Genomic DNA, 26,176 nt, shown 5'->3' on the forward strand with positions numbered 1-26,176 from the left:
GTGCCCGCCTGTTTGTCCTGCCTCCTGCGAAAGTCCATTCCCCTGTCCCGCCCGCCCCGCATCTTCCGATCGCTCCGCCGTCTTCTGATCGGGTTGCTGCTGCTGGCGATCGTGCCGACCGGCGGGAATGCCCGGACAGGCTGGCGCACGCATGCGCTGGTGGTGAACAGCCTGGGTGGCGCCCTGAGTTCGGCGCAGGACAAGGCGTTTTTCCGCCCCTTCGCGGCGCAGATGGGGGTCGGCATCCTGCGCTATGTGTGGGACGGCGATCCGCAACCCCGGCCGGGGCATGCCGGCCGTGCCTGGACCGTGGCGCTGATGGAAGACAGTACCGCCCGTGCCGCCTGCATGCAGGGATTTCTGCTGCGTCTGGGCGGTGCCCCCGGCAGCGCGGATGCCTGCGGCGTGCCGGCCCTGCGCGAGGGGATCGCCCTGGCGTGGGATCGCGGACGTATTCCGGTGGCCCCGCATTGGAGCGATTTCTGGAATGTCGTGCGCTATCCCGGCAAGCGGGGGCTGCGCCGTGATCCGCGCTCGACGCTGGAGATCGCGCTGATGGCCGATGGCGTGGCGCCGGCCGATGTCTATGCCGTGCTGGGCACGCCCGAGGGTGTCGCGCGGGCCTTCCGCAAGCTCAGCCAGTTGCGTCCCTATATCGAGTGGTGGACCAGCCCGGTGGAATCCGCGCGTATCATCGGCAATGGCAGCGTGCTGATGACCAGTGCGGCCGGGGGCGAGGTGATGGCGGCCGGGACCGGCCAGCGCGATGTGGGGCTGCAATGGGAGCAGAGCCTGGATGAGGGCCTGTCCTGGGGTGTTGCGCCCGATCTGGACCGGGCGGCGCGCGACCGGGCGCGCAGCCTGCTGCATTTCATGGCCCAGCCAGAGCAGGTGGCGCGGTTCGCGTCGCTTTATCACGCGCATGGCGATGTGGGCTCGGCCCAGCCGCTGCTGATGGATGCCGCCTTCTGGCACGAGCATCTGCCCGATCTCTCCAAACGCTTCGCGGACTGGCTGGCTGCGCCATGACCGGGTTGCCGGCTTTCTCGGTGCCGGCGCTGGCGGTCAGTCTGCTGGTGGAAGGGGGGGCGGCCGGAGCCGCATGCGGACTCGGCCTGCTGCTGCGGGTGGGGCCGAAGGGGCGGTGCGTGCTGTCGGGCGCCCGGATCGGTGCCCTCGCACTGGCAATTCCGGGATGGATGGGGGCGGTGATGCTGTCCGGCCCCTGGCGCGATGGTGGTGCCGGGCCTGTCGCGGTGCAGGCTGCCTGCCTGGTTCCGCTTGTTCTGTTGCCGCTTCTGCGCGCGCTCGATCGGCTGCCGCCTGGGCTGGCGCGGACGGCGGCAGGTCTGGGGGCGGGGCGGGCAGTCCGGTTGCGTGGCCTGTGGCTGCCGTTGCTGGGGCCGGCGGCGCTGGTCGCGGCGGTGCTGGCGGTGGCGGGGGCCGTGCTGGTTGGCGTGCTCGACGGGTAGGCGGCGTTTTTCTTCTCTCTGCCGCCCGGATTCAGTAAGACGGTCGCCATGACCGATATGAAGCCGTTCTGGCAGGTCCGCCGGCTGGACGAAATGACGACCGAAGAGTGGGAGTCGCTGTGCGACGGCTGCGGACGCTGCTGCCTGCACAAGCTGCGTGAGGACGTGACCGAGCAGATCCTGTTTACCGATGTCGCCTGCCGGCTGCTGGATCTGGAAACCTGCCTGTGTTCGGACTATGCGTGCCGTCGGCGCAAGGTGCCCGATTGCGTGCAACTGACGCCCGAAGCCCTGGCGGAGATCGACTGGCTGCCGCCATCATGCGCCTATCGGCTGCTGGCCGAGGGGCGACCGCTGGCATGGTGGCATCCGCTGGTTTCGGGCTCGCCCGACACCGTGCATGAGGCCGGGGTTTCGGTGCGGGGGCGGGCGATCAGCGAACGGCGGGCCGGCCCGTTGGAGCATCACATTGTCGACTGGCCCGGCAGGATGCCCCGTCCGCGCCGGCCACGGGCGCGCGACCGGGCATGACGGTCGGCCTGTCCGGGCCGATGCCGGTGGAGGCCGAGACCGTGCGACTGGCCGGGCGGGATGTGCCGGTGCGCTGGCGCCGGTCGGGCCGGGCTCGGCGGCTGTCGTTGCGGATCGATGCGCGCGCGGCCGAAATCGTCATTACCCTGCCGCCGAGGGCGGAGCGCGAAGCCGGGCTGGCGCTGCTGCGGAGCCATGCCGTCTGGGCGCTGTCGCGGCTGGACCATCTGCCGGCGGCCGCGCCGTGGCATGATGGTGGGCAGGTGGTGCTGGATGGGTGCGCGCATGGCATCGCCCATTGTCCCGATGGGCGACGGGGGGTGTGGATAGAGGACGGGGTGGTGAAGGTGAGCGGTGAAGCGCCGTTCCTGCGCCGCCGCCTGGCGACGTTCCTGCGGCAGGAAGCCGGGCATCGGCTGGGGGCGCGGCTGACGGAGATTACGGGATTGTCCGGCCTGCGGCCCCGACGGCTGGTGATCAAGGATACCAGCAGCCGCTGGGGCAGTTGTAGCGCGGATGGCACGGTGATGCTGAACTGGCGGCTGGTGATGGCGCCGGTGGATGTGCAGCATTACGTGATCGCCCATGAACTGGCGCATCTGCGGCATATGAATCACGGCCCGGATTTCTGGGTGCTGGTGGCTGGCCTGACGCCGCATCGCCATATGGCGGAAGCCTGGCTGCGCCGGCATGGACCGGCTCTGCTACGCGCCGCGTAACCTGCCAAAAACCGCCGCCGCCGGATTTTACCCGTCACGCGAGTGTGCTAGAGGGCGTACCGGGCGAGCTTGGCGGAATGGTAGACGCACGAGACTTAAAATCTTGCGCCCGCAAGGGCGTGCGGGTTCGAGTCCCGCAGTTCGCACCATATAAGATATTGAAATCACGATATGGTTCAAGGTTATCCACAACCTGACCCCTGGACTCTTACATAACTTCTTACATACGTTCCGGGGACAGAACGAAAGTTCTATCGTGCTTCAACGCCGCGCGACCGGATTTTATTTTCGGATTGCCGTGCCCGTGCGCCTTCGGTGTGCGCTGGGCCGGAAGGAAATCTGCCATTCCCTCTGATCGCGGCGGGAATTCTCGAATTGGCCGAGGTCGCGGGTTACTATCTATTCGATGAACTCAGGTTCGTCGGGCGCGACAAGAGGCGTGGCGCTGGTTTTGGCGGCGCCTTTTCAGTGTATAAGAATCGCCTCGGAATACCGGCGGCCCAGGTCGTGTTCCACAGTTTTCGCCACAATGTGTCCACCCAGCTTCGGAATATGCCGGAAAGTGGGGAGCATGGTATCCGCGAATCCTGGATCGATGATTTCCTTGGCCACGAATATGGGCGGGGAAGTGTCGGGGTAAAGAAATACCTCGACGGGATCGATCTCGAAAATGTCGCAAAAGTCGCCCAGGCTGTGAATTACGCGGACTTTTGGGACGTCCGGACTTTGATGGGGTAGCCATGTCCGATCTAGCGTTAACGGTCGGGTCGACGATGCAGGCCAGACCTATTGTTGACGTCAAAGCCCTCACCCCCGGTGCTTGGTCTGACAAGATGCCGACATCGTCCTCGGCCTCATTGCCTCGGTTCATTATAGAGAGCCTCCTTTCGGGACATTTGCGCCCGGCGGTGATAAAGTATTGCCCATGGCCACCTGGTTTACCGCCGACACGCATTTCGGCCACGCCAACATCCTGAAGCATTGCAACCGGCCCTTCGCATCGGTGACCGAGATGGATGCGGCCCTGATCGCCAACTGGAACGCCAGGGTGGTGCCAGGGGATGACATCTGGTGCCTCGGTGATTTCTGCCGGGGGTCGCCTGACAGGTATGGACCGCACCTGAATGGCCGCAAGCATCTGATTATCGGCAACCACGACAGGCCGTCCGCTCAGGTGTGGGACGGCTGGGCGAGCGTGCAGCCCTATGCCGACTTGAAGCTGGATGACGTCCGGCTGATCCTGTTCCACTACCCGATCGCGGAATGGAACGGCTTTTATCGCGGGAGCCTGCACCTTTACGGTCATGTCCATGGACAGCGGGAACCCACGCGCCAGTCCTGCGACGTGGGGGTGGATTGCTGGGATTACCGTCCGGTTTCCCTGGATGAACTCAGGGAGCGGATGGTGGCTTCGGGCTAGGCCCTGTTAGATCTTGACCCAATCTGCGGTTGCGGCGAGGTGAAGGATAGCGAGGAATGAAGCGGCGGTCTTTTCGTATCGCGTTGCGACGGCCCACCATTCCTTCAGACGAGCCCAGAGGTTTTCACCAGGTGGCGGTTGCGATAAGCCCATTGTGGACAGGCGACCGCGGCGTCCCGGCGCTTGGGCGGGATCACTGGTCGAACCCCTATGGCCCAGACATGCTCCCGGAAGGCATTGGAGGCGTATCCCTTGTCGCCGATGACCCATAATGGTTCGCGTGGCAGGCGGTTGAGCATGGCGGGTGGAGTGGTAGTTCGTGCGTCTGACTGGGCGCCAGGGTGAAGGTAACGGCACGGCCACGCCCGTCAGCGACTACGCAGACCTTGGTTCCATAGCCACCACGAGAGCGGCCAAGTGCTTCACGATGGTCTCGCTGTCGGCTGTCGTCCCCTTTTTTTGGGCTCCGGCCGCTTTGTGATGCGCACGAATGTTGGTGCCATCGAGAAAGACCATACCCAGAGCCTGCCCACGTTCCTGCACCAGGGCGAACAAGCGTTCCCAGACCCCGCGTTTGGCCCAGCGGATGAACAACTGCGCCGCCAGCCACCACGGACCCAATTCTGAAGGAATGCTGCGCCATTTCGCACCGTTCTGGTGGCGCCAGAACACCGCCGAAATCGTCCGCCGCAGATCTTTCGGCGGCGTCTTGCCCTGCGGGCGCACCGCTTCGATCAGCGGTTCCCAAACCGCCCAGGCTTCGTCGGTGAAAATCTGCGTCGCATTGCTTTCGGTCATTTCCGGTATATGGGAACGATCTTCAAGCTCTAACAGATCCTAATCCCGGACCAGAGGGTCAACAGCAGCGCCGTATAACGACAACCGGGTATAGCTTATTCAAACCCAAAAAAAGTCCGAACGGATGGGTCCACCTCTGAACTCACGTAGCGTCGTTGCAGCGCCGCTATGATTTCATCACGTGTTGCCATACTGACCCGCCTCATCCCCGGCGCCCCGAATATCATTCCAGGGAGCATTTCAGGTAAGGCAACAATCGTCACTTCAGGAACATTTTATACGAGGCAATGCGATGGCTGACGTAATGGCACTTCGATACAATAGGATACAGGACACCCCCCCTGTTTCCTGACCTGAACACGGCATGCATTGGAAAGAGAGAACATTATGACGTTGACGATACCCGCATCCCGCGAAATCCGGGTTTTTCTGTCTTCAACGTTTCGAGATATGGAAGAAGAACGCGATTACCTCCTGACCCATGTCTTTCCGGTGTTTCGCACTCTCTGCCTGGAACGGCTGGTCACCTTCACCGAAATCGATCTGCGATGGGGTATAACGGAGGACGAGGCCAAGAACGGTCGGACTGTGGAAGTCTGCCTCAATGAAATCGATCGGTGCCGGGACATCAGGCCGCCGCCATTCTTCATAGGGTTTCTGGGCGAACGGTATGGCTGGATTCCCAAGTCAGAGGAATTGGGACGTTACTGGACGGACCATGCGGCCTCTCCCTATCTTCTGCGGATCAAATCCGCACTTGAGGACAGGATCAGCGTCACTGAGTTGGAAATGCGGGTCGCACTGCTGGAGCCTTCTCCTAAAGAAGATGAAACACGCGGGCGAATTTTTCTGCGTGCAAGGACATTTACGGACGAAATTGCTCGCAAGGCCGGAATCGCTCCGGGTGATCCGGCCTTTTATGATCCGGCGGACGGGCGCCTCACCCGTTTCAAGGAAGCCCTGCGTGCCACATCCTATATGGGATTGGATGACTATAAGAGCCTCGAAGCCTTCGGTGAGGCAGTAAAGAATTTCCTGAACGATGAACTCGACCGGTGGTTTCCCGCAGATGCTATGCCGAGCCACGATGAACGCATTACGCGTGCCCACGCGCTCTACGCCCTGTCGCGGTGTCAAGCATACGTCCCCTTGCAGGACGTCGAAGATCAGGTTCTTACGGCGTTCCGAATGGCCAGAATCCGGCCCGATAGCCGCCCGATCCAGGTTACGGCTCCGTCCGGCTACGGTAAAAGCGCGTTTCTGGCCCACCTTGCGGGACGTTTTACGGGCGACGACGATGCCACGATATTCGTTCATTTTGTCGGAGCAGACGGCTCGCCCGAACTGACAGCCTGGCGGGACCGATTGATCGCCTTCCTCCGGAAAAGTGGCCCCTCGATTTCCTCGACGCTCGACCAGGATGAAGAGCGTTGGGACAGCCTTCCGTTCCTGTTGGGCGAAAGCGCCAAATGGCTGGGAAAACCCCTTGTCCTGCTGCTGGACGCCATCAACCAGTTCACTGACGCTGGTGCAGAAGCCCGAGCGAAGGCTGCTAACGCCAAAGCGACTCCTGAGAACATCGCCGCCGCCGTCGCCGCCGAGGTTTCCCGGCGCCTGGGCACGTTGCGGCTGCCTGAAGGCGTTGTGCTGATCATGTCCACGACACCGGACAAGACGGTTCCCGAAGCCCAACCCATCGCATTACCCGTTCTTGACCAGACGCAACGTGAGGACGCGATCAGGAAATTTCTTAGAATCCACAGTAAAAACTTCTCGTCCGATCTTCCTACAGACCTGATGCCGACCCTTGCATCGGAAAAAAAGTGCGAGAACCCACTCTTTCTAAGGCTGGTGCTGGAAGAACTTCGGGTTCACGCGCGATATGAGAACTTGACGGAGAAGACGCGCGAGCTTCTCGTCTGCTCAGATGCTTACGCTCTATTCTACCATATCCTGAATGAGATGGATCGCGATTTCGCGGATGACCAGCACTCGGGTCTTGCAACCCAGGCTGTTCGTCTGATGACAGCGTCTTGGCGTGGCTTGCGTCCTTCCGATCTCGGTAGCTTGCTGGCCTCTCCGAACGACCCTCTCGAACCCGAAAGCGGCAAACCCCGCTTGCCGGACCATACTCTCGCCCCGTTGCTTGCGCGTCTTTCCCCTTTCTGCCTGAATGACGATGGACGCATGACGTTGATGCACGCCATTTTGCGCCAGGCGTCTCAGAAGCGACGACGCAGAACTCAATTTGATATGAGTAAGCTAAAGGCAGACACGGAATTCGATGAAGAGCGACGGAAATTAATCTTATATTTCAAGGATCGTAGCGATTCTGTTGCTGTCTGCGAGGCAGTATATCAAGTGAAATGGCTCGTAAAGAATATCGTTTCCGTCGAAGAATACCAAAATCCGGGCAATGCTTTTCTTTATGAAGATGATCAGGGGCGCATGCAGCGATCTTTCGACGAGAGAGGGCCGCTCCTTGAAGGGTTGCTGGACATGCTCCGCAAGGCTCGTTCCTTCGACCATACTGATTTGCTGTGGACAATGACATATCTTGCGGATCTGTATAAAGAACAGGGCAGTTATCCGGATCAGGAGCCTTATCTGAAGGCATTACCGCTTTATAACGAGGCGCTGGATATTTTCCGTAAGTATCGACCGGACGATAAGAGAGGTCTCGTTAAAACCATCGACAATCTCGCGGACATATATTGGTTTCAGAAACTTTATGATAAGGCGGCGGCGCTTGAGAGCGACGCACTGGATATCCGTCGCAAGTATCTTTCAGACGATAGCCAGGGTATCATCAAAGCTCTGAATGTCTATGCTGGCCGGTCTCAGAAGCGCGGATGTTCCACGAAGGCGGTTCGGCTTTATCGAGAGGTGCTGAACATCCATCGCAAGGCTCTCCCGCTCGACAATAAAAGGATAGCGCAGAGCCTGATAAATATCGCGGATGTATTTAACGGGCAAGGTCGTTATCCGGCAGCAGAGCGTCTCTATCGAAAAGCATTAAGTGTTATTAGGGAGTCTTTTTCAGATGGTCATGGAGGCATTCCCGAGGCCATCACAAAGCTTGCTGATGTTTGCAAGGCACAGGGCAACTATCCGGAGGCAGTGCGTCTCTACGGTGAGAGGCTCCACATTATGGTCTGTGAGGCAGGGGGGAGCCGTTATAAGGGTATTGGCGATCTTTTAGATAAGATATTGGACAGCGTGGGCTTGTACAAGAAGCAAGGTCATGACGCATTGGCAGATGGTCTCTATCGCAGTGTAGCGGAAATTCTTTATAATGAAGCATTAAGCGCCTTGAACAAAGAATTCTCTTCTGAAAAATCATCGGTTAATTATGGCTTAATATTACCAAGATACCTTAATTCCTTCCTCTCCAGAGTTTTGACCATCTTTCGCGAGGTGTTTCCAGCTAATGATGTTCGCATGGCAACGATTCTGGATAGTCTTGGAAAGCTTTCTCTCCAGCATAACCGCTACCCCGCGGCGGAGAGTTATTATCGCGAGGCTCTCGATATCCGTCGCAAGTTTCCTCCCATAGATCAGCCGGACATTGCTCAAAGTCTGGATAACATCGCGAACGTATATCTATCGCAGAATCTCTATGATAAAGCCGAGCCACTGCTCCTGGAAATATTGGATATCCGGCGCAAGGCACTCTCCACCGATGATCCGAAATTTATCGTGATTCTGGAGAGGCTTGCGAAACTGTATCGTGGCTGGGAAGGTCGCCGCATGGATGCGGAGCCATTCTATCAAGAAGTGCTGGCCATCCTCAGCAAGGCTCTCCCAGTCAGCGCTCAAGAAGTCATCACAACCCTTAACAGCCTTGCGGGGCTTTATCAGGCAGAGGACAGAAAAACGGGTGCGGAACCATTTTATAGACGGGCGGTGGAGATCAGTCGCGAATCCTTCCCCGACAGCGATCCACGTATCGTCGATTGCTTGCGGAATCTTGCTGGCCTGTATCGGACACTGAAAAAAAATGACGAGGCAGAAAAACTATGCCGCGAAGTACTGGATAGAGTTCGTAATGCTATCGATTCCAAAGATTCGGATATTCCAATAAATCAAGAAGAGTTTTATAACCTGTGCAAAAGTCTCAACGATCTTGCTTCTCTGTATCAAATTCAAGGCCGTTATACGGATGCGGAACCACTATATCTTGAGGTGTTGGCGATCAGTCGTGAAGCCCTCTCGGCAGACGATCTCGATATCGCGGATAGCCTTGACCGCTTGGCGAACCTGTATCGAGATGAGGGCCGCGACATCGATGCGGAGCCACTTTATCGCGAGGCCGAGCATATCAGAACGATCAACGCAGCGTATTATGCTGACTGAATATGTGAAAGAAATTTGACTGCTATGTCTGATTACAAAAATTTTGTTTATGGCCTCCCAATTACCGTTGGTATCACGGGCCATCGTGACATCAGGGATACTGATAAAGTCCGGGAGATATTACGCGAGCAACTGCAAGCCATTCGGCCGCGCTTTCCAAATACGCCGCTCTACGCGCTCTCGGCTCTGGCTGAAGGGGCGGATCGACTGTTTGCGCAACTGGCACTCGATTGCGGCTGGCAATTGCATGTCATTTTACCGCTCGCACCTGAAGTCTACAGGGTCGATTTCATAAGTGAGGAGTCGAAGAGCGAGTTCGATATACTCTGCAAGCAGGCGGAGACCTGCACCACGGTTCGTGTCGTCGTTCCTGGTTCAGAACAGGATGTGACACAGAAAGGACTTCACCGGGACCTGCAATACGCGGAAGCAGGGATTCAAATGGCCCAGTGCAGTCATATCCTAATTGCGTTATGGGATGGGAAACCGGCTGTGGGTCTGGGAGGCACTGCGCAGATCGTCAATTTTCGCGAGACCGGCTATCTTGATCTCGAAGGCACCAGCCAGTCCGGGCATGTGACGCCGCGCATTCGCGATATGCTGCTCCCGACCAATCCGCTTTATCCGCCGGAAACCGGACTCGTCTGCAAGATCTTCTGCGACCGGCAAAGCGCGGCAGGATCTGTCGCCGATGGATGTAAACTTCATGACGTGGAGTGGACAGCAGGAAGCTCAAGAGAAGAAAAAGATATACGAAAAGAAGAAAGTCTGGCCGTTCTATTCTCGAAATCCAGCACTTTCGGAGAACACGAGACGCCTCAGATTCTCGATAGCCTGAACAAGATAGTTTCTTGGAACAGCAATGTTCAGAAAGCCCTTCAGCATGAACCGGGCTGGCCAGCCTCCTTGTCGGAATATTCCACCGCACCAGATCCGCTCAGAACGCCCTTGTTGGGAACGCGCTGTATTGTCGACAAGATTGTGACGAAAAAGATCAGTGAAAGGCGGGGTCGGCTGAAACTGGTTTTTGTCGTTATGGCGGTTGCGTTGCTGATCGGCAGCCGTGCGCCCGGCGATCCGGAGTGGTGGGTCACCCTTTCGTTGTGGGGACAACTGCTCGCGTTGCTTGGGCTTGCCTATTTGCTGTATCGCCGGGGATGGAAAGGCGTTCCGGAAGACTATATCGAACAGAGAGCACTGACCGAAGGGCTCCGCATACAGGACCATTGGAATACCATCGGTGTTCGAGACGGCGTGTCCCTCCACTATATGCATCATGAAGAAGACCTTCTCCAGCGTGTCAGTTACGCTCTTAAGGGAACTCGTTTCGGAAAAGTGTCCACGGACCGGACTGTCGATGCGTTTCGGGATTTAAAAACACGCTGGATCGATGATCAGTTCATGTATTACTCCGGAAAAACAAAGCCGGAGGAAGGTGCGGTAAGATATCTGAAACGAATTAGTAAGTTATTGTTCTGCTTTGGTGTCTTGTTTCTTGTATCAGTGACCATCAACGGGTCCATAGGCTTCTTTCATGGGGAAGGAGAAAGCTCGTTTGAGTTGCTTTTCCATATTCTTGAGCACCTTGCGGAGCTTTTGATCGAACTTTGTGCCCTTCTCCTGGCATATCTCGAATTTTCAGGAGATACTGACAATGTTGAGGATTACACGAGAGCGAAATATCTGTTCGCGCGGGCGCAAAAACAGTTCGACGATAATCTGAAATATCTGCCTGATGTTTCTGCCTCAGTTGGCAAAGAGACCTCATTGGGAGTCGAGGATGAGTCCCAGCCCGAACATAATCTTCGCCATGTTGCCCGTTCCTTGGGGATCGAGATTCTCACTGGTGATACTGCCCGCTGGGTGGAGCGCTCTCTAAAGCAGAAAATCGACCTGCTGAAGAGATGATGGCGTCTGGCCTTGCCCCATAAGTGCCGTGGGACGTATCGGGCTGTCGACCTGCAAGTATGACGATCGGCAATGGGTAAAAGGCACGCCCATTGCCGATAATACTGCCCAATGGGTCAAGCCAGCGCTGAAAGCATTCTCCACTCCCGCTACCGCACATCTCACATGCGTAGGCGCATCGGGTTCTGAAATCGGCAAAAAGGCGATACTGATCAGGCGCAATCACTCCGGCGGAGCAAGGAAACCCAGACTCTCCAGATAATCCTCGACCGTCCGCCCGTGGGGATGGCTCGGAGACTGCTGCGTTTGCGCCCGCTGAACTGGAATCTGGGGCCGGCGATAGACAGGCTGCGGCGCCGGAGACGGCTCCTGATTGCTGGCGAACGGCGTGGCGCCGTCGATCGCGCCCGCCTCGATGGAATTGTCGCCAGGTTGGACCAGACGACCGTGGACGTCCGGCAGAGGTAGCTCGATACGAGCTGCCTTGATCGCCGGCGACAGGGCTGGAAACACCGGCGACAACACCGGCTCCTGCGGCGCCCTCTACGCGGGCACCAGCTTCTCGACCAGCGACGGTGCCTGAGCGCCAGACCGGTGTTGTCGATCGCGGTATGGAGCCGGTGCCTGCGCATCTGGCGCGGGAAAGCCGTGAAGATCATGGCGATGCTCATGGCGTTTATTCCACTCTCAGGGCGCGAGCCGGTTCGGCGCGCGCGAGGCCGATCGTGCGGCTGAAGACCGTGAGCGCGCAGAGCAGCGCGGCCAGCAGCGTGATGAGAACGAAATACAGGGGCGTCAAAGTGATGCGGTTGTCGAAACCCGCAAGCCAGTTACGCATGAACATCCATGCCAGCGGCCAGGCGATCAGGCTGGCGTAGAGGACGGGACGCAGAAACTGGGCCAGCATGAGGTGCATGATCTGCCCTGTTGTCGCTCCCAGCGTCTTGCGAATGCCGACCTCGTGCATCCGGCGTTCGGCACTGAACGCGGCGAGCCCGTAGAGGCCGAGGCAGGCAATGGCAATGGCAACACCCGCGCCGAGTGTGAAGAGCTTGCCGCGCGCTGTGTCGTTACGGGTGGTGCCGGCAATGATCTCGGTCATCGCCTGCGGTTCGAACGGCACGTCCGGAGCCAGCGTCGGCCAGGCAGCGCGCAGGGATGACAGCACGCGGGGCACCGCGTTCGGCGTGGCGCGGAAGCTGATGATGGCATCCGTGATCGGACCCGCCTCCAGTTCGTAAATGACGGGCGGTAGCGTGTTCTGGCCGGAATTGAGAATGACGTCTTCAACCACGCCGACGATGGTGCGCTTGTCGGCACGGCCGCTCTCGCCGAAAAGAAAAGTCTGGCCGATCGCCGCCTGCGGGTCGGAAAAGCCTAACTTGCGCGCCGCGTCGCGGCTGATGACAAAATTCTGGGCCAGAATATCGGGCTCGCCATTTTTCGTGGTCGTCACATCCGTCGCACGGTCCGGCGTTGCCATGCGTCCCGCGAGAAGACGTGTTCCGTAGGTTTGAAAGAATGTCGCGTCATGGGGCACGGTCTGCGCCATGAACGCTTTCTGCCCGAACGCGCGCCGTACGCCCCCGACCGTAAATCCTCCGAGACTCCCGCCTGACGACACCGTCAGGCTATGGATGTCGGGCATGGCACGGATGGCGTCGACAACCGCCGCCTGGTGGGCGTCGAGTCCATTCAGTTTCGTCGTCGAGATGACAACGAGACCGGGGATTGTCATGCCTCGATCCAGATGCCGCAGATGCAGCGCCTGCGCGTTGACGACGAGCGTGCATATCCCGAGCGTGACGGCGAAGGCGAACTGGAAACCCACCAGAAAGAGCCGTATCCGCGCGCCGAATCGCCCTTGCGCGGGCAGTCGCGCCGAGGCCAGGACCGGCGCGGGCAGGAAAGACGACAGCAGAAACGCCGGATAGAAGCCCGCAGCCAGTGTGAGGACCAACACCACACCGAGCAGCAAGGGGAGCGTCCAGGCATAATCGAGTGTCACCGGCCAGCCTGACAGGCTGGCGACGGTCGGGACCGCCATTTCAAGCAGTGCCAGGCCGAGTGCGGCGGCAAGCAGCGTCAGCACAAACGCCTCGCCGAGAAACCTCATCATGAGCCGCATGCGTGATGCGCCAAGAACCTTCCGGATTGCCACTTCCCGTGCCCGGCCGAGAGACTGTGCCGTCGCGAGATTGACGTAGTTCAGGGCCCCTGCGGTGAGTGAAAGAAAGCCGATCACCGCGAGCGCCAGCACCACATCGCGTGACGCGCCATCATTGGCGACGCCATCTGATCCGAAATGAATATCCGTCAGCGGGACAAGGTGAAAATCCATTTTGTCCCCGCCTGTGCCATTCTGGCTCATCTGTTTGGCTATCGGGGAATTGTCGAACATATCATGCGCCATGCGCATGAACGTCGTCCGATCGGTCAGGGTAGGAAGAATGGCGTAGGTGTGCGCGCAGAGCGTGTTCCAGCCCTCGCACGGGCGCTCGGCCACTTCGTTCGGGATCGGGGCGACAAGGTCCGCGCTGATTGTCGTGTTCGCAGGATGGGGCGCCAGGATTCCGGCGAGGCGATAGACATGCGTCTTCCTGTTCCGCGTTACGTTGAGCGTCTTTCCCATCGCCGGCGCGTTGCCGAAGAGCTTTCGCGCCATGTCGGTGGAAAGGATGATATTGTCGGGTGACGACAGTGCGGCCGCGGAGCCGGAGGCGAATTTCAGGTCGAAAAGATCGAAGAAATTCCGGTCGACGAAATTGACGCCGACGTCATTACGCACGGTCCTGTCGGGACCGGACGGATTTTCGATATCTGCCGTGCCATCTTCGGAGCGGGTCGCTTTCAGGCTGGGCAAACGGGTCTGGATGCCCGGTAGCAGGGGCGCGGGCTGATGGACCATGTGAAAGGTGCTGCTGCCGATCCGGGCGTCACTCTGCAATTCGTAAATGGAGCCGGCGTGCGCATAGAAGCGATCCCAGCTCAGCTCGTAACGCGCGACCAGCGCGAGCGTGAGAAAGGTGGCGATACCCAGAGCGAGCCCTGCCACGTTCAACGTGGCATAAAGCTTGTAGCGGGTGGCGAGCCGCCAGAAATCCGAGACTATCGAGAGCATGTTCGACCCTTTCCCGCGCGGGAATGCGTCAGATCGCATTTCGCACAGACACGACGATCCGACTGTCGAGCATATCCACGCGACGAGGCCGCCCATAGCGCGGAGCCCGGTGGAGAAGGAGCGCGCAGCGTGACAGTGGCACAGCCTGATCCAGCCCTGCCCCCGAAAGGACACGGGGCGTGTCAACTGCCGACAAACTGCTGGACGTTGGTCGATCCATGTACCGTTTCTCCTCTTGAAAAACAATGTATCAGCAAAACAATGGGTTTTATCCAGTTGAAAAACGGATGTTTTTTCAACCTCTGATAGAGACCGGTTCGGAATCGGACATGGTGTCCGCGATCGGACACCGCCAGATGATCTGTCAAGAAAAAACTAAATGGATGGCGGCTTTGACCCTGTTTTCACAGGCTCTTACGAAATCCGAGGGGCGGCCTGCGCGCGGTCGGATGACTGGGATGCCCTGTTCGAGATTGAAAATAGAGCATCTCGCCTATGTTCTGCCTATCGCCATGCCGGAAAGCGGATTCTGACGGGGTTGCTGGCATTCGTTCGGTCGGACGGGATTCTGTTGGGGACTCTTATACAAAATCTTATCTAATTATTTGAAATAACATATGGGCTCAGTCTCCTGGAGAAGGGGGCGTGGATCGTGGCGTGCGCGATTTCTGCCCGTGCATTTTCAGACGCTTGAAGCGGCGGTGATTTTTGTCCAAAATACGTGGGAATCTGCTTTTGTGCCGTCGTTTCTTCCCGGTTCCGGGAAGATCGTATGCTTCGTGTCAGAGGTGTCCTTCTATCGCTTCCGGCGTATCCGATGGCCTGTATGGGGTTTGTGGCGGGCCCGGTGTCTTTTCCGCTGGATTGTCGATGTGACAGGTGAGGGGAGCATTGGAATGGATGGACCGACGGGCGGGCGGGAGCCGCATGATCCGTTTTCTCGGGAAGCGTTGCGTCTGGGGCGCATCTTTCGGGAAATGAATCTCTACGAAGGCTTCGAACTGCTGATCATGCTGATCCTGACGGCATTGATCATGGTCATTACGGCCATTGCAACCTGGAGCCTGACGAAGGACGTCTGGAGGCTGGTGTGGGTCGGTCAGATCAATCCGGCCAACGCGCCGACCTTTCAGAGCGTGTTCGGCAGCATTTTCACCGTTATCATCGCCCTGGAATTCAAAAGCTCGCTGCGGATCAGCCTGACCCATAACAAGGATGTCGTGCGCGTCCGCACGATCGTGCTGATTGCGTTGCTGGCCGTGTCGCGCAAGTTCATCATCCTCGATCTCAACGAGGTGCATCCGGTCGAGATGATGGCGTTCTCGGCCGCCGTGCTGACGCTGGGCGTCGTCTACTGGCTGATCCGCGAGCAGGATACGCGCGTGGCGGCCCGTGCGGCGATGCTGTCCGGCGGTGAGAAGATACCGCAGGACCTGCCCGCGAAACCGCACGGGTGAGGTGCGGCGTCTTCAGAGCCTGACCTGAAATGTGGGCTGGCGAGCGAGAGCGGCCCTGATGGCCGGCCGCCGCGAAGCACAGGAAAAGCGCGCCGGATCGCCGCCAGCCCGCATTTCAGGTCAGGTTTTCAGGGAAGACGGATGCGGGCGAGGAGCCATGGGCGTCCCTGCCGGTCCTGACCATTGTGGAAGACCGGCAGGCGGGACCATTGGCCGATCGTCAGCCATAGCGTGTCGCCTTGCAGGGCCAGTCCGTCCGGTGCGATCAGGCGCGGATCGTGCGCGACCATCGACAGCGTGCCGTCGGTCGCACGATGCACGATGGCGTGGCGTTCCAGATCCGTCAGGTAGAGGCTGCCGTCCGGCGCGGTGGCCATGCCGTCCACTACCCCGGTCTCGCCTTCATCCCGCACCGCGCTTGCCAGCGCCGCCGGGGTGGCGTGGGGATCGCCGAGGATGGCGGTGGGGGCGCTGTAGAGCCGGCGGCCGGACAGGGGCTGCCAGTAGAGCATGCTGCTGTCGGGGCTGATCGCGATTCCGTCGGCGCCGCCCTGGCCCATGGTGGGGTGGGCCAGGTCGAAGCGGTGCATCTGGCCGTCGACCGCCATCGCGAAGCCGGGCGTGGGGCGGGTGGAGACATCGGCATCGAGGATGCGCCGGGCCGTTCCATCGGCCAGGTCGACGACGATGATCGCCGGATGGTCGGCCAGGGAGGTATCGGTGATGAAGGCGAGGCCCGCGCGGCCATGCGTGAGGTCGATGCGCACGTCGTTGACGTGGCTGTCGGGGCGGATCGCGGGGGCGTGCAGCGGCAGGATCCTGACCCCCGCGCCGCCCCGTGCGGGGTCGATCATGACGAGGGTCGGTTTCGCGGGGCCGGATGTGCCGGCCACGGTGCCCTCGTCGACGATCCAGATGCGCCCGCGTGTGTCCAGCGTCATGCCCAGCGGCGAGACCAGCCGGGCCTGGGTGGCGGCATCGGGGTAGGGCGTCAGTTCGGGGTGGCTGTCCGCGTGGGGTGTCAGGCGCGCGAGCCTGGGGCCCGGATGGTCCTGCGCGCTGCGGGGAAAGCCGAGGATCACGCTGCCATCGGGCAGGACGACGATGCCGGAGGGCTGCATGTCCGCAAAGCGCGCCGCGATGGTCACGTTGCCCGAAGGGGCGGTGCCGTGATCCACGCTGTCTGCCGCGCGGGCGCCCCATGGTGCCAGCGCGAGGACCGCGCAAAGTGTGAATGCCGCGCCTTTTGCCTTGCCATTCTGCCGCATCCTACCTCCGGTGTGCATCGCATTTTTCCTTTATCCGCATCATTCCAGATCCTTTTGCGAGACAGTACGGATCTGGATTTCGTAAAACGTGACCGAAGCACAATCGATCGCACGGAATGGCGCCTGATCTTGCCTTTAAACTTTGTGTCATGTCTCAGTCTTGGACATCCAGACATCGGTTATGCATAGCTGTCCAGACCGCACCCTCTGTTTTCGGAGCGCCGAATGAGTGACAAGAACTTCCTGAGTATCCTCACAGGATCTTTCTCCACGCCATGCGCCGACAACCCGACGGTTGCCATGATCGAGGCAGCCTATCGGCATCATGCCATCGACGCCCGCTATATCAATTGCGATGTGACGCCCGATAATCTGGCCGATGCCGTGCGAGGGGCGAAGGCGATGGAATGGGTGGGCTTCAATTGCTCGCTGCCGCACAAGGTCGCGGTGATCCGGCATCTGGATGCGCTGTCGGAGGCCGCGAAGATTATCGGCGCGGTCAATTGCGTGACGATCCGCGATGGCCGGCTGACCGGCGACAATACGGACGGGAAGGGTTTCCTGGCCTCGCTGAAGGAGGTGACCGACCCGCGCGGCAAGAGGGTGCTGCTGCTGGGGGCGGGGGGCGCCGCCCGTGCGATTGCCGTGGAGCTGGGGCTGGCCGGCACCGCGCATATCACGATCGTCAATCGCGACCCCGCGCAGGCCGAGGTCATCGCGGGGCTGGTGCGCGACAATACCGGAAGCGATGCGTCGGCCGTGGCGTGGGACGGCGCGGCGACGGTTCCCGACGGCATCGATATCGTCATCAATGCCACCCCTGTCGGGATGGGCGACAGGGACGCGATGCCGGCGATCGCTCTGGACAGCCTGAAGGCGGGGCAGGTCGTCGCTGACGTGGTTCCCAATCCGCCCCGAACGCGCCTTCTGCGCGAGGCGCAGGCGCGGGGCTGCACGGCGCTCGATGGCCTGGGGATGCTCGTCAATCAGGGGGTGATCGGCATTGAATTGTGGCTGGGAAAAACGGTCGATGCCAGCGTCATGAAACGTGCGCTTCAGGATATTTTCGGCGCCGCCGCGTGATGTGACGGATGGCGGCGCCCGTCGGCGCCGCCTTGCGCGCATTTTCAGGCGGCCTGTCCGTTTTCGACCGTGGGCCGGTTGCCATGGCCGCCGCCGTTTTTTGTCGTGTTAGCCTCTGTCGACTGATGGGGAAGGGCTGTCATGCGCTATTCCCTCTTCCCTCCGAGGGGGTTTTGCCGCCATCACACAGGGTGGTCGATCAGCACAAGGAAAGCCTCCCCTGCTTCAGCACCTGGACAGCCTGCTGCATCATTATGGTTACGGCATCGTGACCCTGGCCGTGCTGCTGGAGAGCATGGGCGTTCCCATTCCGGCCGAAACCTGCATCATCACGGCGTCGCTCTATTGCCTCAAGACGCATCACCTGGCCATCCAGGGGGTGGCGCTGGCTGCCATCGCCGGGGCCATCATCGGTGATAATTTCGGCTATATGATCGGGCGGCATTTCGGCATGCCGCTGCTCGAGAAACATGGCGCCCGCATCGGCCTGACCCGCGAACGGCTGATCCTCGGGCGCTATCTGTTCAGCCGCCATGGCAGCGCCATCGTCTTTATCGGCCGCTTCGTCTCGCTTCTGCGGGTGTTCGTGGCGCTGCTGGCCGGGGCATGTAACATGCGCTGGCGCCGCTTCATGCTCTTCAATACGCTGGGGGGCACATGCTGGGCGGGCGGCTATGCGCTGGGCACCTATATGCTCGGGCGCAAGATTTCGCAGGTTTCCGGGCCGACGGGCATTGCCATCGGCATCGTGACGCTCATCGGCCTGGTCGGTTCGGGCCTCTTTCTCAGGAAAAATGAAAAGAGGCTGACGCAGCAGGCGATGAAGGAAGCGGCAGAACTTTCCGCTTATCCGGGAACGTGAGCGGTCAAACGGGTAAGAAGTCTGTCTTCTTTTTCTGAAGAAAAAGAAGCAAAAAGACTTTTATCCGTTCAGGGCCATTACGCGTTCCAGGCACAAAACTCCTGAACGAATCAAAGTTTTTTGGTTCTTTTTTTCAAAAAAGAACGAAGGCGGCTTTGGCGCATATTCCCCGATAGTGGTCGCACTTTATTTTGAACTGCCATGTTCTGTTCGGGTCTTTTTTTCAATGAACCCGGTAGCTCCCGAAACGTTTGGATTGTGTTTTGTTTGGAGCATTGTCGAATGGCAGGTTTATACAGGCCTCGAAGGGCCGCCGAATGGGCGACGTGCGCGGTTGCGGTACTGCTCGTTCTTCTTGGGCTTCCCCTGTTGATCATGGGGGCTGAACTGGCCCTGCTCGGGGGCTCGCTTTACTATGTGCTGGCGGGCGCTGCGATTATTGCCGGTGGCATTCTCATGCTGATGGGGTCGGTTTCGGGGGCGCTGCTGTATCTGCTGGCGTGGCTGCTGACCTGGCCGTGGGCGTTGTGGGAAGTCGGGTTCGATGGCTGGGGGCTGCTGCCGCGCCTGCTGGGGCCGACGCTGATTGCCGTGCTCGTGGTGTTGACCATTCCCGTTCTGCGTCGCGTGCAGAGAACATCCTTGGTGCAGAAGGGGATTGCGTGATGTCCAGGACAGATCTTTCCGCCGCTACGGCGTTGTGCGGCCTTGTGCTTCTTTCCGCCGGGACGGGCATTGCGCCGGCGCGGGCCCAGAGCGCTTATCAGCCCGCGCCGCCCGGACCGGGGGATGCGGACGCGCCGGGGAAGAAGCCCAGTGACAAATTCGCCGGCCCGTCGCCTTTCGCGCCGCAGGCGCCGGGGGTGAATGCCGCGAATATTCCCGATGGGCCGCCCGCCGAGCCGGGTGAGGTGACGCCGGCCGTCGAGCAGATCAGCAGCCATCCGGCGCGTGAGGACTGGCCGGCCTATGGGCGGGATACCGATGGCACGCGCTTTTCGCCGCTGGAGCAGATCACGCCCGCGAATGTGGGGCAGCTTGCGCGCGCGTTCGTCTACCACACCGGCAGCAAGCCGGCGCCGGGGCAGGTGAACAAATGGGCGGCCGAGACCACGCCGATCAAGGTGGGTGACGGGCTGTATATGTGCTCGGCCATGAATGACATCGTGAAGCTGGACCCGGCGACCGGCAAGGAAGTCTGGCGGCACGAGGCCGGGGTGAAATATGCCAGCATTCCCTACACGGCGGCGTGCAAGGGGGTGGTGTATTATACCTCCTCGACCGTGCCGGAGGGAGAGCCCTGCCATAACCGGATCCTTGAAGGCACGCTGGATATGCGGCTGATCGAGGTCGATGCCGATACGGGCAAATTGTGCGAAGGCTTCGGCTATCACGGCCAGGTCAACCTGATGAAGGGCATGGGGGAGTCGGTGCCCGGCTTCGTGTCCATGACGGCGCCGCCACCGATCGTGAACGGTGCGATCGTGGTGAATCATGAGGTGCTGGATGGGCAGCGCCGCTGGGCGCCCTCGGGCGTGATCCGCAGCTATGACGCCGAGACGGGCAAGTTTCTGTGGGCGTGGGACGTCAACCGTCCGGACGCGCATGGCGAGCCCGCCGAAGGCCAGCATTACAGCCGGGGCACGCCGAATTCGTGGGCGACCATGACGGGGGACAACGAACTCGGGCTTGTCTATGTGCCGACCGGCAATTCGGCGGCCGATTATTATTCCGCCATGCGCTCGCCGGAGGAAAACAAGGTGTCGTCGGCGATCGTGGCGCTGGATGTGAAGACCGGTTCGCCGCGCTGGGTGTTCCAGACCGTGCACAAGGACGTGTGGGATTACGACATGGGGTCGCAGCCCACCATGATCGACTTCCCCGGCCAGGACGGCCCGGTGCCGGCCCTGGTGGTGCCGACGAAGCGCGGCCAGACCTTCGTGCTCGATCGCCGCGACGGCAAGCCGCTGCTGCCGGTCGAGGAACGTCCGGCGCCGACCGCGACCGATGTGGTGGGCGATCCGCGTTCGCCCACGCAGCCCTGGTCGGTCGGCATGCCGCGCCTGGGACTGCCGGACTTCAAGGAAAGCGATATGTGGGGCATGTCGCCCATCGACCAGCTTTTCTGCCGGCTGAAATTCCGTCGGGCCAAATATGAGGGTGAGTTCACGGCGCCCAGCGTGGACAGGCCGTGGATCGAGTATCCCGGTTATAACGGCGGCAGCGACTGGGGCAGCATGGCGTACGATCCCAGGACGGGCGTGCTGATCGCCAACTGGAACGTGACGCCGATGTACGATCAGCTCGTTACCCGCAAGAAGGCCGATCAACTGGGCCTGATGCCGATCGACGATCCGAACTTCAAGCCCGGTGGCGGCGGGGCGGAAGGCAATGGCGCCATGGCCGATACGCCCTATGGCATCGTGGTGTCGCCGTTCTGGAACCAGTACACGCACATGATGTGCAACAAGCCGCCCTACGGCATGATCACGGCGATCGATATGCATACTCGCAAGGTGCTGTGGCAGCATCCGCTGGGCAGTGCGCGGGCGAATGGTCCGTGGGGGATACCGACCTATCTGCCGCTGACGATCGGGACGCCCAACAATGGCGGGCCGGTGATTACGGCCGGCGGCGTGGTGTTCGTGGCCGCGACGACCGACAACATGCTGCATGCGTTCGATGCCAGGACCGGCAAGGAACTATGGAACGACGTGCTGCCGGGCGGCGGGCAGGCGACGCCGATGACGTATGAGCACAAGGGCAGGCAGTATGTCGCCATCATGGCGGGCGGGCATCATTTCATGATGACGCCGGTGAGCGATGCGCTGGTGGTTTACGCGCTGCCTGAGAACAGGTGACGCAAGAGCGGGGCTCTGCCCCGCACCCCGCCAAAGGCGGTGCCTTTGGAAACCATTTGTTTTTGACGAATTGGGGTCAAGGGGCCGACTGGCCCCTTGCGGGTGCGGGCAGAGCCCGCCGGCGCAGGGTCGCCACGATACGTTCCAGAACGAAGATACCGCCGATCCCGATGACGCCGAGGGCGAGTTCGTGCCGGGCCTGCGGATCGACCGCCATCGCGGCGAGCACGGCGGTGAGCCCCGCGAGGGTGAAGAGTGCGGAATGGCGCCCGTCGCGCACGAGACGGAGCCGGGCGAGGACGATCATCATGTTGCCTGCGATGATGAAGACGCCCACGACGCTGATCAGGAACGCGAAGACTACCGTTGGCGACAGGATGGCCGAGGCCGCGACGGCGGCGCTGGCGGCGGCCACGCAGAGAATGGCGCGATGGGGAATGGCGCTTTCGGCGTGCGTGGCGCGGAGGGCGGCGGGGGCGTTTCCGGCCAGGGCGACGTCGCGCAGGATTCGGGAGGAGGCGTAGAGGCCGGAATTCAGCGTCGAGAGGACGGCCGCCAGGATGACCATGGTCATGATGCTGTTGGCGAAGGGGATGTGCAGTGCGTCCAGCACCTGAAGAAAGGGCGAATGGCCGGGGGTGATGGCGCGCCAGGGCAGGAGGCACAGGATGACGGCGATGGAAGTCAGGTAGAAGCCCAGCAGGCGGATGGCGATGGTGCGGGCGATGCGGGCGATGTTCTTTTCCGGCCGGTCGGAATCCAGGGCGGCGATGGTGCCGATTTCGGTGCCTGCCATGGAGAAGACGACGATGGGCACGGCGCTGAGAATGGCCACGCCGCCATGCGGAAACAGGCCGCCGGCCGCGAATGCGGCGCGGGGGACGTGGTGGCCCATGGCCAGCGTGACGCCGCCGATGAGGATGAAGAGCACCACGGCGGCGACCTTGGTGAAGGAGAGGCAGTATTCGGTCTCGCCATAGCCGCGCACCGAGGCGAGGTTGAGCGCGGTCATGCTGCCCAGCACCAGCAGTTCCAGCAGCCCGTAGGGCAGTGGCACCAGCGGGGCGAGCAGAGAGGCGGCGGCCATGATTTCCGCCGCCAGCGTGGTGATCCAGACCAGCAGATAGGTCCAGCCCATGACGAAGCCGTAGCGCGGGCCGAGGATATGGCCGACCTGGCTGACGAAGGAGCCGCGATGGGGGGAGCGGCCCAGCAGGTCACACAGGATCAGGTTGACGAAGAAGATCAGGATGCCGGCGACGGCGTAGGACAGCAGCACCGCCGGGCCGGCCATGGCGATGGCGCCCGACGAGCCGATGAAGAAGCCCGCCCCCATGACGCCGCCGAGCGAGATCATGGTGATATGGCGGATGCGCAGCGATGCGGCCTGGGTGGGTTCGGTGCTGCCGGGCGCCATGGGCTTTCCTTTCCGTTGTCCGGGCGCCGCCCGGCCCGGGTATGGGGGCGTCCGGCTTAGAAGGTGGCCGGGCCGGGGGAGGGGGCGACGAAGGGAAAGGCCTGCCGGTCCAGCAGTTCCACGACCGCGCGGTGGGCGGAGGCGAAGGCGGCATCGGTATGCGGGCTGGCGGCGGAATCCGCGTTGGCGATGGCGATGCGGCCGAAGGGCTGGCGGCCGATGACGCAGGGGCGGTTCGCGCTTTCGGTGAAGACCCATTCGGGCGGGTCGTAGAGGCTGTTGTAGGTATAGGCGTAGCCGTGCGGCCAGCGATTGACGGTGATGGCGGCGATGTCGCGCCCGGCATCGAAGCCGCCGGGGCCGAGGATGCGCTGGAGTTGCGCGCGGATTTCGGTCTCGAAGGTCTCGAAGGACGTGGCGAGCAGCATGGCGCGGCCGGCGCGGTGCTGGTCGCGCTTGGTGGGCAGGCCGGGCACGCCGTAGGTCTTGATCAGCCGCACCACATTGGGCATCGCGGGGTCGGAGGACGCCTTGAGGCCGCCGAGCGACGCGGCCTCGGCAAGCTGCACCTGCTCGAAATACTGGGTCGGGCAGTCGATGTCGGCGGCGCCGAGCTTGTGGAACGCGCGCCAGTTGCGGATGGCGACATTGGCGTAGACGATCGGCCCCTTCACCCCATAGGACAGCGCCTCGCGCTGCGGCGCGGGCAGGGTCGGGACCAGATAGGGGATGACCATGTTCCAGCAGGCGAGCACGACCTGCCGGGCGCGCACGCGGGTGATGGCGTCGGGATGCGGATTGCCGGCCGGGGCGCAGAGGATGGAGACGGTTTCGGCCTGGTCGGGCGGGCCGTCATGGGCGACGTTGAGGGCCATGGTGGACAGGCGGATGCGGGTGGGTGTGCCCGCGATATCCAGCTTCGCATAATCGAAAGCCGCCGTGCCCATGTCGTCCTGGCTGCGCGCGCGGGTGGCGGCGGGCACCAGGCCGGCGACCAGCAGGCGGGCCAGGGTGGCGTTGCCGTCGGGGAAATGCACCGACGATCCGCTTTCGGCCTGCCGCCCGTGCTGGCCGCCCGGCAGGTCGGAGAGCAGGCCCCGCGGCAGGTCGCCCAGTCCCAGGCCGGAGAAGCCGGGATAGCCCATGGCCCAGGCGAACAGGGCGGGCATGGCATCGGCCCCGACGCAGAAGACGCCGGCCCCGGCCTTGGCGAAGACTTGGACGACGGAGGGATCGACCTTCGCGCAGTCGCGCAGGTAGCGGTCGTACGGCATGGCGGCCAGGCGCTTCTTCTTCTCCGTGGGGCTGAAGCCGGGGAGATAGTCGGGCTGTTGCGGTGCCAGGAGCCGGGTCAGATCGGCGCGGGCTTTTGCCGCCAGCGGGGCGTTGGCCACGAAATCGGGGCCGAAGCCGTACCAGGACGCGCCGGAGGGGATGCGCCTGGGGACCAGGGCTTCCGACGCCCAGGCGCCACGGTCGAAGAAAAAGGCGCGATCCATGCCCAGCCGCTCGTACAGGCCGGCCTCGCGCCGGTTCTCGCGCAGATAGGCCGTGAGATCGACGCCGATGTCGTCGAGCACGCGGCGGGCCCATTCGCCGTAGCGGGTCGGGGATTCGATTTCGAGCGTGCCGCCGTTGAGGGCCAGCAGGTGGCCGTCCACGACGAATTCGTTACGCTTGGCATGGCCGCCGAAATCGTCGTGATTTTCGATGATCAGCACCGATTTGCCGGCGCCTGCATAGCGGTGGAAGAAATGGGCGGCGGCCAGTCCGCTGAGGCCGCCGCCGACCACGACGAGATCGTAAATCTCGCCGTCATCATGGCCTGCCGTCGGTTTCAGCGTGCCGTCGCGCAGGGCGTGGGCGGCTTCGAACGCGCCGGGATGGCTGCCGCGCAGGCCGGTTCGACGGGGTGGCGGTACGGTGCTCGGGTCCGGGGCGGCAAGGGCCGCGCCCATGCCGAAGGGGGCACCGGCCAGGAGGGGCGTGGCCGCCAGGCCGTTGATGAAATCGCGGCGTGTGATCGCGGGCCGGGAGGCGGGGTGGTCGGACATGGGCGCGCGACTCCGGACGTGATTCCGCAGGCCCCTCCATGCGGTGCGCCGGATGGGATCAGGACGCGAATGATGGCTGGATTGTCCCTGTCATTGTAGGAACGATATGATGAGCGGGCAAGAAAATTTTCACGCTCGTGAAAAATCCGGCTATATCGGGCAGGCTGATCATCCCGCAAGCGAAGGCGACGCATCGACGCATGGACAATCCGGATGGGGCCCTGGGGCGGCATCTGCGCCAGCGGCGGAAGGCGCTGGGCCTGCCCCTGCAACGGATCGCGGATCAGGCCGGTATTTCGGTCGGGCATCTGAGCCAGATCGAACGCGGCCTGTCCTCGCCCTCGGTACGCGACCTGATCCGGATCGCGGAGACCCTGCACGCTTCGGCGAGCGATTTCCTCGACCCGTCCGGCGATCGGTCCATGGGCGTTTCCGGGACGGTGCCGGATCCGATCATGGTGCGGCGGACGCGCCGGCCCCCGGTGGCGCTGAAGAACGGCATCGCGAAGCGGCTGCTGACGCCGCAGGACGAGGCGCCGCTGAAGATGTTCATGGTGACGCTGGCACCGGACAGCACGACGGGCGAGGAATTGTACACCCATGAGGGAATCGAGGCCGGGCTGGTGCTGGAAGGCCGGATCAGGCTGATCGTGGAAGATCGGGACATGCTGTTGGAAGCCGGCGACAGTTTTCGCTTTGCCAGCCCCCGGCCGCATCGTTTCATGAACGCGCATGATGGCGAAAGCCGGGTGCTGTGGGTCAATTGCGCCATGCCGGCCGGGGGAGCGGGCTGACGACAAGCGCTGCCGGGAGACGCCACCGGTTGCGCGCTGGCGGCGTTTCATCAAA

The 26,176-nt window shown here is 61.6% G+C and carries 21 protein-coding genes, 1 tRNA gene and 1 pseudogene; 17 read left to right on the forward strand and 6 right to left on the reverse strand.

Features of this window, described 5'->3' with window-relative positions:
- From ACMAUO_RS12045 to ACMAUO_RS12080, 8 genes are all read left to right on the forward strand, one after another.
- A complete protein-coding gene (locus ACMAUO_RS12045; RefSeq protein ID WP_420357101.1) occupies positions 1 to 1,029 on the forward strand; it encodes an extracellular solute-binding protein in 1,029 nt (342 codons plus the stop codon).
- Complete coding sequence (locus ACMAUO_RS12050) at positions 1,026 to 1,472, forward strand: hypothetical protein (RefSeq protein ID WP_420357102.1); 447 nt, start codon at positions 1,026 to 1,028, stop codon at positions 1,470 to 1,472. The genes ACMAUO_RS12045 and ACMAUO_RS12050 overlap by 4 nt, the downstream gene beginning before the upstream one ends.
- Before the next feature lie 48 nt (positions 1,473 to 1,520).
- Positions 1,521 to 2,003 (forward strand): YcgN family cysteine cluster protein, encoded by a 483-nt coding sequence (locus ACMAUO_RS12055; RefSeq protein ID WP_420357103.1) that lies wholly within the window; start codon positions 1,521 to 1,523, stop codon positions 2,001 to 2,003.
- Entirely contained in the window at positions 2,000 to 2,722 is a 723-nt protein-coding gene (locus tag ACMAUO_RS12060) for a M48 family metallopeptidase (RefSeq protein WP_420357104.1), read from the forward strand. The genes ACMAUO_RS12055 and ACMAUO_RS12060 overlap by 4 nt, the downstream gene beginning before the upstream one ends.
- A 63-nt stretch (positions 2,723 to 2,785) precedes the next feature.
- Positions 2,786 to 2,871, forward strand: a tRNA-Leu gene (locus ACMAUO_RS12065).
- 149 nt (positions 2,872 to 3,020) lie between these two features.
- The gene (locus ACMAUO_RS12070) at positions 3,021 to 3,077 is read left to right on the forward strand and encodes a hypothetical protein (protein ID WP_420357287.1); all 57 of its coding nucleotides are present in this window, start codon (positions 3,021 to 3,023) and stop codon (positions 3,075 to 3,077) included.
- A 20-nt stretch (positions 3,078 to 3,097) separates the two neighbouring features.
- Positions 3,098 to 3,460, forward strand: a complete 363-nt coding sequence (locus tag ACMAUO_RS12075) for a site-specific integrase (RefSeq protein WP_420357105.1) — start codon at positions 3,098 to 3,100, stop codon at positions 3,458 to 3,460.
- Between the two features lie 187 nt (positions 3,461 to 3,647).
- Positions 3,648 to 4,142, forward strand: a complete 495-nt coding sequence (locus ACMAUO_RS12080; RefSeq protein WP_420357106.1) for a metallophosphoesterase — start codon at positions 3,648 to 3,650, stop codon at positions 4,140 to 4,142.
- A 6-nt stretch (positions 4,143 to 4,148) separates the two neighbouring features.
- Here the strand turns inward: ACMAUO_RS12080 and ACMAUO_RS12085 are convergent.
- Positions 4,149 to 4,940: pseudogene (locus tag ACMAUO_RS12085) on the reverse strand (IS5 family transposase).
- A 387-nt stretch (positions 4,941 to 5,327) separates the two neighbouring features.
- Between ACMAUO_RS12085 and ACMAUO_RS12090 the strand changes: the two are divergent.
- Positions 5,328 to 9,296, forward strand: coding sequence for a tetratricopeptide repeat protein (locus tag ACMAUO_RS12090; protein ID WP_420357107.1), 3,969 nt, complete (start codon positions 5,328 to 5,330; stop codon positions 9,294 to 9,296).
- A gap of 24 nt (positions 9,297 to 9,320) precedes the next feature.
- The gene (locus ACMAUO_RS12095) at positions 9,321 to 11,204 is read left to right on the forward strand and encodes a hypothetical protein (RefSeq protein WP_420357108.1); all 1,884 of its coding nucleotides are present in this window, start codon (positions 9,321 to 9,323) and stop codon (positions 11,202 to 11,204) included.
- A 222-nt stretch (positions 11,205 to 11,426) separates the two neighbouring features.
- Here ACMAUO_RS12095 and ACMAUO_RS12100 read toward each other — a convergent pair whose 3' ends face one another.
- The gene (locus ACMAUO_RS12100) at positions 11,427 to 11,726 is read right to left on the reverse strand and encodes a hypothetical protein (protein ID WP_420357109.1); all 300 of its coding nucleotides are present in this window, start codon (positions 11,724 to 11,726) and stop codon (positions 11,427 to 11,429) included.
- A 154-nt stretch (positions 11,727 to 11,880) separates the two neighbouring features.
- Positions 11,881 to 14,421, reverse strand: a complete 2,541-nt coding sequence (locus tag ACMAUO_RS12105) for an ABC transporter permease (protein WP_420357110.1) — start codon at positions 14,419 to 14,421, stop codon at positions 11,881 to 11,883.
- Between the two features lie 149 nt (positions 14,422 to 14,570).
- Here ACMAUO_RS12105 and ACMAUO_RS12110 point away from each other — a divergent pair, with 149 nt between their 5' ends.
- Positions 14,571 to 14,858, forward strand: a complete 288-nt coding sequence (locus ACMAUO_RS12110; protein ID WP_420357111.1) for a hypothetical protein — start codon at positions 14,571 to 14,573, stop codon at positions 14,856 to 14,858.
- A 363-nt stretch (positions 14,859 to 15,221) separates the two neighbouring features.
- Positions 15,222 to 15,782 (forward strand): phosphate-starvation-inducible PsiE family protein, encoded by a 561-nt coding sequence (locus tag ACMAUO_RS12115; protein ID WP_420357112.1) that lies wholly within the window; start codon positions 15,222 to 15,224, stop codon positions 15,780 to 15,782.
- A 128-nt stretch (positions 15,783 to 15,910) separates the two neighbouring features.
- Here the strand turns inward: ACMAUO_RS12115 and ACMAUO_RS12120 are convergent, their stop codons facing one another.
- On the reverse strand, positions 15,911 to 17,068 hold the full coding sequence (locus tag ACMAUO_RS12120; RefSeq protein WP_420357113.1) for an SMP-30/gluconolactonase/LRE family protein: 1,158 nt from the start codon (positions 17,066 to 17,068) through the stop codon (positions 15,911 to 15,913).
- A 207-nt stretch (positions 17,069 to 17,275) separates the two neighbouring features.
- On the opposite strand from ACMAUO_RS12120, the gene aroE reads away from it, so the two are divergent.
- From aroE to ACMAUO_RS12140, 4 genes are all read left to right on the forward strand, one after another.
- Positions 17,276 to 18,133, forward strand: coding sequence for a shikimate dehydrogenase (aroE, locus tag ACMAUO_RS12125; RefSeq protein ID WP_420357114.1), 858 nt, complete (start codon positions 17,276 to 17,278; stop codon positions 18,131 to 18,133).
- A 268-nt stretch (positions 18,134 to 18,401) separates the two neighbouring features.
- Positions 18,402 to 18,995: a DedA family protein gene (locus ACMAUO_RS12130; RefSeq protein WP_420357115.1), complete on the forward strand. Its 594-nt coding sequence runs from the start codon at positions 18,402 to 18,404 to the stop codon at positions 18,993 to 18,995.
- Positions 18,996 to 19,364: 369 nt separating this feature from the next.
- Entirely contained in the window at positions 19,365 to 19,661 is a 297-nt protein-coding gene (locus ACMAUO_RS12135) for a glycerol dehydrogenase (protein ID WP_420357116.1), read from the forward strand.
- Positions 19,661 to 21,856, forward strand: a complete 2,196-nt coding sequence (locus ACMAUO_RS12140) for a pyrroloquinoline quinone-dependent dehydrogenase (protein ID WP_420357117.1) — start codon at positions 19,661 to 19,663, stop codon at positions 21,854 to 21,856. Before ACMAUO_RS12135 ends, ACMAUO_RS12140 begins: the two co-directional genes overlap by 1 nt.
- Positions 21,857 to 21,932: 76 nt before the next feature.
- Here ACMAUO_RS12140 and ACMAUO_RS12145 read toward each other — a convergent pair whose 3' ends face one another.
- Positions 21,933 to 23,273 (reverse strand): amino acid permease, encoded by a 1,341-nt coding sequence (locus ACMAUO_RS12145; RefSeq protein ID WP_420357118.1) that lies wholly within the window; start codon positions 23,271 to 23,273, stop codon positions 21,933 to 21,935.
- Between the two features lie 56 nt (positions 23,274 to 23,329).
- Entirely contained in the window at positions 23,330 to 25,327 is a 1,998-nt protein-coding gene (locus tag ACMAUO_RS12150) for an FAD-dependent oxidoreductase (protein WP_420357119.1), read from the reverse strand.
- 200 nt (positions 25,328 to 25,527) lie between these two features.
- Between ACMAUO_RS12150 and ACMAUO_RS12155 the strand changes: the two genes are divergently transcribed.
- A complete protein-coding gene (locus ACMAUO_RS12155; protein ID WP_420357120.1) occupies positions 25,528 to 26,121 on the forward strand; it encodes a cupin domain-containing protein in 594 nt (197 codons plus the stop codon).
- Positions 26,122 to 26,176: the final 55 nt, after the last annotated feature.

The sequence above is a fragment of the Gluconacetobacter brunescens genome, from assembly GCF_048695475.1.
Classification (GTDB): domain Bacteria; phylum Pseudomonadota; class Alphaproteobacteria; order Acetobacterales; family Acetobacteraceae; genus Gluconacetobacter.